A 7,197-nucleotide genomic window follows, 5' to 3' on the forward strand; every position below is an offset into this window, starting at 1 on the left:
GCGGATGCCGGATATCCCGGAGACGGAGGAGACGGAGGAAACGGAGGAACTCGCCTTCGAGGGCACTCCGTTGGGCAGGGCCCCCGAAAGCGCCGGGCAGGAGACCGGGGACGTACCGGCGGACGTACCGGCGGACGCTCCCGGGGAACTCGCCCGCCGGATGGCCCGCCAGGTGCAACGGGCCCATGCCGCCGTGCTGGAGGCGCACCAGGCCATCGACGCCTACCGGATCAGGCGCGCCACCGGCGCCTCCGGCGGCGGTACGCCCCCACCGGCGGCCGCCCCGCCGGCACCCGCCGGTACCGGTGGCCGCGAGCAGGACATCCGGCGCGCCCTGACCGATTTCAAGGCCGACTGGGCGGCCTACACCGCCCGTTCGGCCAAGGCCGGCCCCGCACCTGCCGCGCCCGCCGCACCCGCCGCGCCCGCCCCCGAGCAGTGGGCACGGCAGGGCGGCCCCGCTGTCGTCCTGCGCACGGCGGCCGCCGCCCTGGCGGACCGCACCGGACCGGTCCGCTATGAGCTGTGCTGGCCGGAGCTGCTCCCCGCGGAACCGGTCGAGTTGCGGGTCCGGGCGCGGGAGGACGGCGTGACGGTGCATGGCGCCGGTCGCCCGCTGCTCACCCTTCAGGCGCTCGCGGCCGGGCCGCCGCCCCCCGACCCGGAAACCCCGCGCTACCCGCCGGAGTTCCGCCCGCTGGCCCGCACCACGGTCGACCGGCTGTCCGGAGCCGACCTGGACGCCCTGTCCCGGGGCGACTTCGCGGCCGTCCTCGGCGAAGCCTTCGCCCAACCGCACCTGCCGCCGGAGAAATTGCCCGAACCCTGGCCGCCCCGCCTGCTGCGGTCCGTCACCGCCATCACCCCCCGCGGCGGACGCCACCGCCAGGGCCTGCTGACCGGCGAACTCCCCCCGGCCGCCGGCTGGCCGGACCTGGTGGTGGCCTGCGCCGAACTGCTGCGCGCCTACGCCTTCCACCAGGGCCTGCACCTGTGCCTGCCCGCGGCGCACGCCGTCCCGCTGCCCGGCGCCTCCTGCCGGGTCGAGCTGCTCGCCGAACCGGACGAGCAGCCCCTGCGGTTGACGGCCCAGGTGCGCTCCCTGGGCATGATGCCCCGCCCCTGGGTGGCCGCCGACTGTGCGGTCACCCGCCCCGGGGGAGCGGTGGTCGCCCGGATCGGCACCCTCGCCCTCGCCGTCTACGGCCGGCCCGAACAGGACCCGCTGCTCCACCTGGAACAGCCCAACTGTCGTACCGGCGAGGGCGGAGAGCCGGTCTTCTGCAATGAACTCCATATGGCACACGCCGCCGAGGGGGACTTGGGCGCCCTGGCCGCGGTGGCCGGGATGGCCGAGCCGGCCGGCTACCGGTCGCCGGTGCGGCCCCGGCTGCCCCGGGGGGACTTCCTGATGATCGACCGCGGGGTGCTGATGGAGAAGGGGCCGAAAGCGGACGGCGCCGGCAGCCGGCAGACCACCGAGTACGACATGCCCCAAGTCCCCTGGTACGCACGGGAGAACGGCCCCGACGCGGTACCGCACCTGGCCCTGATGGAGATCGCCCTGCAGCCGGCCGGACTGCTCAGCGGCCTTGCCGCCGGGGTGACGCTCGCCTACCCCGAACAGCCCTTTGTCTGCCGCAATCTGGAAGGCCGCGCCCGGCTGCTGTGGGACGCCGACCCGCGCGGCCGCACCGTCACCCAGCGGGTCACCCTGCGCTCCGCGCTGGACCTGCCGGGCGCCGCCCTGCACGGCTATGACTTCGAACTTGCCCTGGGCGGGCGGCCGTTCTACGCGGGCACCGCGCAGCACGGCTACTTCACCCAGGAGGCCCTGGACCTCCAGCAGGGCATGGACAACGGACGGTCCGTGCCGCCCTGGCTGGACCGGCAGCCGGCCCGCCCGGCCGGCACCCGCTGGCTGGACGTCCGCGAGGACACCCGGCTGGGCAGCGGACGGCTGGCCCTGCTGGAGGAGATCGCCCTGGTCCCCGGCGGAGGCGAGCACGGCGCCGGCTATGTGCTGTGCGCCAAACCCGTGTACCCCGACGACTGGTACTTCGACCACCACTTCCTCCAGGACCCGGTGATGCCCGGATCGGCCGGGGTGGAGATGCTCTTCCAGGCCGTCCACGCCTTCGCCCTGCACACCGGCCTCACCGACGGCCTGCCCGGGCCCGGACTCCAGCCGGCCACCGGCGAGGAGGTGCACTGGACCTACCGCGCACAGATTCTGCGCGAGCACCGGCGGGTACGCGGCGAGGTGCACATCCGGCGGGTGCGCCGCACCCGCGACCGCCTGCTCGTCCAGGCCGACGGCAGCGTCTGGCGCGACGGCCTGCGGATCTACCAGGTGGACAACATCGCGCTGGCCAGCCGGCCGCCGGCGCCCGGCGAGGCCCGGCCCTGATGCGCGCCGGGGAGCCGGTGCACCACGACCCGGAGGGCATCTACCAGGTGCTGAGCGCGCTGGAGAGCCCCTGCTATGTGCTGCGGCAGAACAACCGGACCGGCGTCACCCAGGGCTGCCCCGCGCCCGGCGAGGGAACGCTGCTGGCCGCGGCCGGCGCCCTGCCGCCCGGGCGGCTGGGCGCCGCCGCCTTCCTGCGCCGGCACGGCCTGCGCCTGCCCTATATGGCGGGCGCGATGGCCGGCGGCATCGCGGGCACCCGCCTGGTCACCGCGCTGTCCAGGGCCGGCTGCCTGGCCGCCTTCGGAGCCGCCGGGCTGCCCGCGGAACGGATCGACGCGGCCCTGGGACGGCTGCGGCACGAGCTGGGCGAGGCACCCTTCGCCTGCAATCTGATCCACACCCCGATGGCCCCGCGGCTGGAACGCGCCTGTGTGGACCTGTGCCTGCGGCATGGCGTCCGCTGGGTGGAGGCCTCCGCCTTTGTCCAGCTCACCCCCGAGCTGGTGCGCTACCGGCTGACCGGACTGCGCCCGGACCCCGTCACCGGGGTACGGGCCGAACACCGGGTGATCGCCAAGGTCTCCCGGGAGGAGACCGCCCACCTGTTCCTGCGCCCGGCCCCCGAGCCTCTGGTGGCCGAACTGCTGGCCCAGGGGCGGATCACCGCCGAGCAGGCGGCGCTGGCCGCCTCGGTGCCGATGGCCGACGCCCTCACCGCGGAGGCCGACTCCGGCGGGCACACCGACCGCAGGCCGCTGGCGGTGCTGGTGCCCGCCCTGGTCCGGCTGCGCGACCTGGCCCGGCGCGACCAGCGCGGCGGCACCGAGCTGCATGTGGGTGCGGCCGGCGGCATCGGCTCGCCCCAGGCGGTGGCCGCCGCCTTCGCCCTGGGCGCCGACTATGTGGTCACCGGCTCGGTCAACCAGGCCGCAGTGGAGGCGGACACCTCACCGGCCGTCAAACGGCTCCTCGCCCGGTCCGGGATCGCCGACTGTGTGATGGCCCCCGCGGCGGACATGTTCGAACAGGGCGTCCAGGTCCAGGTGCTCGGCCGGGGCAGCATGTTCCCCGCCCACGCCGCCCGGCTGTACCGCCTCTACCGGGAGTACGACAGCCTGGACGCCTTGCCGGCCGCCGACCGGCGCACCCTGGAGGAACGGGTGCTGCGCCGGCCGCTGGCGGAGGTCTGGCAGGAGACCGCGGCCTACCTCCGGGACCACCACCCGGGCCAACTGGCCCGCGCCGAACGGGAACCCAGGCACCGGATGGCGCTGGTCTTCCGCTGGTACCTGGCGATGACCTCCCGCTGGGCCATCGCCGGGGAGCCGGCCCGGGCCGCCGACTGGCAGATCTGGTGCGGCCCCGCCATGGGGGCCTTCAACCTCTGGACGGCGGGCACCGCACTGGCCGCACCCGAGCACCGGCCGGCCGGCGAGATCGCCGGCCGGCTGCTGCGCGGCGCGGCCTACCGGATCCGGCTGGGGCAGCTGCGGGCGGCCGGGGTGCGCATTCCGGCCGCCTGCGCGGAGTACCGGCTGCCGCCGGCGGACGGGAGCACCGACCGGGGCGCTCAGCCCGGGAGCGCGCCCACCGTGTCCCGGATCTCCTGACCCCGGCCCCTGGCCCCCTCCCGGGCGCAGTGGGCGCCGCAGAAGAAGCGCCCGTCCACCGCCGCCCCATGCCCGATGATGCGGGCCGAGCAGCGCTCGCACACCGGGGCCAGCTTGGTGATGGCGCACTCGAAACAGTCGAAGGTGTACTTCTCACCGGTGATGGTGGTGATGTCGAAGGCCATTTGGTAGTCGTTCTCGCAGGTGTTGCAGACAGGCATGGGGATCCTCCGGACCTGGGTCGGTATTACATGTCGCATGATCCGTTCGGGATCCTCGGGTCCGGGTCTGCCAGGGGCGGCCCTCACTCGAAAGTGAGCGGCCGCACCGCCGTGTGCCGGTACCGGGGCGTTCCCGGGCGCGGGGCGGGTGTCCCCGGCCGGCCGGGTCAGGGCCGGGCCGGCGGGGTGAACTCCCCGTATTCCGGCCCGGGTTCCGCTGCCGCCCGGCCGGCGGCGGGCAGCGCGACCACCATGGTCAGCCCGCCCCCGGGGGTGTCCTCGGGGGTCAGGGTGCCGCCCATGGCCTCGGCCAGCCCACGGGACAGGGCCAGCCCCAGGCCCAGGCCGGTGGTGTTGTCGGTGTCCCCGAGCCGCTGGAACGGCTCGAAGGCCCGCTCCCGGCGCTCCGGTGGCAGGCCGCGGCCATGGTCGGTGATCCGCAGCTCCACCCGGCCGGCCAGCGCGCTGGCGCCGATCCGCACCGGGCGGCCGGCGGGGGAGTGGCGCACCGCGTTGGCCACCAGATTGGCGACCACCCGTTCCAGCAGTGGAGGATCGGCGAGCACTTCGCCGGCCGCGCCCAGATCCTGGATCTCCACCCCGTCCGGGGGCTCCGGCAGGGCGTCCAGAGCCTGGGGGATCACATCGCCGAGCCGGGTGGGGCACAGCCGGACCGGCATCACCCCGGCCTGGAGCCGGCTCATGTCCAGCAGATCGTCCACCAGGCGGCTGAGCTTGAGCAGCGACTGGTCGGCGGTGACCAGCAATTCCTCACGGTCCTCGGCGGAGAACTCCACCTCCCGGCTGAGCAGCGAGGTCACCGCGGCCCGGCCGCTGGCCAGCGGGGTGCGCAGATCGTGGCCGACGGCCCGCAGCAGTGCGGTGCGGGTACGGTCGGCGGCCTTGACCGGCTCCACCTCGGCCGCGGCCTCGGCCAGCCGGGCCCGGTCCAGGGCCGCCGCCAGATGGGCGGCGAAGGCGGTCAGCACCCGGTGCTCGGAGGCGGGCAGGTCACGGCCCCGCAGCACCAGGGTCCGGTCCGTGCCCACCGGCACCCGGAGCACCCCGGGTCCGTCCCCGGCCGCCCGGCCCTCGCGGCCGCCGCGTGGCACCAGGCCGGCCGACTCCATGCCGAAGGTCTCCCGGGTCAGCTCCAGCAGGACGTCCACCGCGTGCTCACCGCGCAGGATGTTGCCGGCCAGCGAGGACAGGGTCTCGGCCTCGGCGGTGGCCTTGGCCGCCCGCCGCGACTGCCGCAGGGAACGGTCCACGATCGCCGCCACGGTGACCGCGACCGCCGCGAACACCGCTTCCGCCAGGATGTTGTTGGGGTCGGCGATGGTGATCTCGCCGATCGGCGGAAGGAAGTAGTAGTTCATCAGCAGCGAGGCGATCAGGGCGGCCAGCAGCGCCGAGACCACCCCGCCGATACAGGCCACACCCACCACGGTCAGCAGGAACAGCAGCGCCTCGCTGGTCAGGTTGAGCCCGCCGCCCGCGCTGCGCAGTCCGGCGGTCAGCAGGACGGGCAGCACCAGTCCGGCGAGCGGCCCGGCGATCCGCCGGGAGCGCGGCAGGACGCTGCCGGGCATCGCCAACAGCCGCCCGCGCCCGGCGCGTTCATGGTTGACGATATGGACGTCTATGTCGCCGGACAGCCGGACCATGGTCTCGCCGATGCCGGTCGCGGTCAGCAGCCGGGCCAGCCGTCCCCGGCGGCTGGAGCCCAGCACCAGCTGGGTGGCGTTGACGGCCCGGGCGAACTCCAGCAGGGCGGCGGGCACCTGGGCGCCGACCACCGAGTGGTAGCTGCCGCCCAGGCTCTCCACCAGTTGCCGCTGGGCGGCCAGGGTGGAGGACGAGGCACCGGCTAGCCGGTCGCTGCGGGTCACATGGACGGCCAGCAGGTCGCCGCCGCTGGACGCCCGGCTGGCGATGCGCGCCGCCCGGCGGATCAAGGTCTCGCCCTCCGGCCCTCCGGTGAGTGCCACCAGCACCCGCTCGCGGGTCTCCCACACCCCGCCGATGGCGTGCTCCCGCCGGTACTCCCGCAGGCCCTCGTCCACATGCCCGGCCACCCACAGCAGGGCCAGCTCGCGCAGCGCGGTGAGGTTGCCCACCCGGAAGTAGCTGGAGAGCGCGGCATCGACGCGCTGCGGCGGGAAGACATTGCCGTGCGCCACCCGGCGGCGCAGCGCCTCCGGCGCCACATCCACCAGTTCCACCTGCGCGGCGCGGCGTACGAAGTCATCGGGCACGGTCTCGTACTGCGGCACGGCGGTGATCTTCTGGACCACGTCGCTCAGCGACTCCAGGTGGTGGATGTTGACGGTGGCCACCACATCGATGCCGGCGGTCAGCAGTTCCTCGATGTCCTGCCAGCGCTTGGCGTGCCGCCCGCCGGGGCTGTTGGAGTGCGCCAGGTCGTCCACCAGGGCCACGGCGGGGCGGCGGGCCAGCACCGCGTCCAGGTCCAGCTCCTCGAAGTGGCTGTCGTGGATGTGCCGGTGCAGCCGGGGGACGGTCTCCAGACCGTGGAGCAGCTCCCTGGTGTGCGGGCGGCCCCGGCAGTCGGCGAAGGCGACCACCACATCGGTGCCCCGGGCGGCGCGGCGGCGGCCCTCGTCGAGCATGCGGTAGGTCTTGCCCACGCCGGGGGCTGCTCCTATCAGGACCTTGAGCTGCCCGCGGGTGGTCGCGGGTGCCTGTGTCAACTCCACCGGTGGCCTTCTCCGTTCAGGTATTCACCACCTATGGTCACCGCTCGGTTGACCGATCGAAGGGGCAGCTCAGCGACGTTGACGTAATCCTGACCCAGGGCGGTGCAAAGCGCCGAGGGCCCGGACAGGAAAGGTTCCGACGCTGTTGGTTAATCCGGCTCCGGCGTGACGTCGGCCTTCAAGACCTGGTTGTGGTCTTGAAGGCCGACGTTGTCGTACGGGGAGGGTGTCGG

Annotated in this window: 4 protein-coding genes; 2 read left to right on the forward strand and 2 right to left on the reverse strand. The window is 74.5% G+C overall.

Features of this window, described 5'->3' with window-relative positions:
• The first annotated feature begins 4 nt into the window (after window positions 1-4).
• Window positions 5-2,410: a 3-hydroxyacyl-ACP dehydratase gene (locus tag ACIHFE_RS31405; protein WP_400112010.1), complete on the forward strand. Its 2,406-nt coding sequence runs from the start codon at window positions 5-7 to the stop codon at window positions 2,408-2,410.
• Window positions 2,410-4,023: a PfaD family polyunsaturated fatty acid/polyketide biosynthesis protein gene (locus ACIHFE_RS31410; RefSeq protein WP_400112012.1), complete on the forward strand. Its 1,614-nt coding sequence runs from the start codon at window positions 2,410-2,412 to the stop codon at window positions 4,021-4,023. Before ACIHFE_RS31405 ends, ACIHFE_RS31410 begins: the two co-directional genes overlap by 1 nt.
• Here ACIHFE_RS31410 and ACIHFE_RS31415 read toward each other — a convergent pair.
• Window positions 3,984-4,244 carry a Prokaryotic metallothionein gene (locus ACIHFE_RS31415; RefSeq protein ID WP_400112014.1) on the reverse strand — a complete coding sequence of 87 codons (261 nt, stop codon included), beginning with the start codon at window positions 4,242-4,244 and terminating at the stop codon, window positions 3,984-3,986. The two genes, ACIHFE_RS31410 and ACIHFE_RS31415, sit on opposite strands and share 40 nt — an antisense overlap.
• A 167-nt stretch (window positions 4,245-4,411) precedes the next feature.
• Entirely contained in the window at window positions 4,412-6,964 is a 2,553-nt protein-coding gene (locus tag ACIHFE_RS31420) for an ATP-binding protein (protein ID WP_400112016.1), read from the reverse strand.
• Window positions 6,965-7,197: the final 233 nt, after the last annotated feature.

The sequence above is a fragment of the Streptomyces sp. NPDC052396 genome, from assembly GCF_044593195.1.
Classification (GTDB): Bacteria; Actinomycetota; Actinomycetes; order Streptomycetales; family Streptomycetaceae; genus Streptomyces.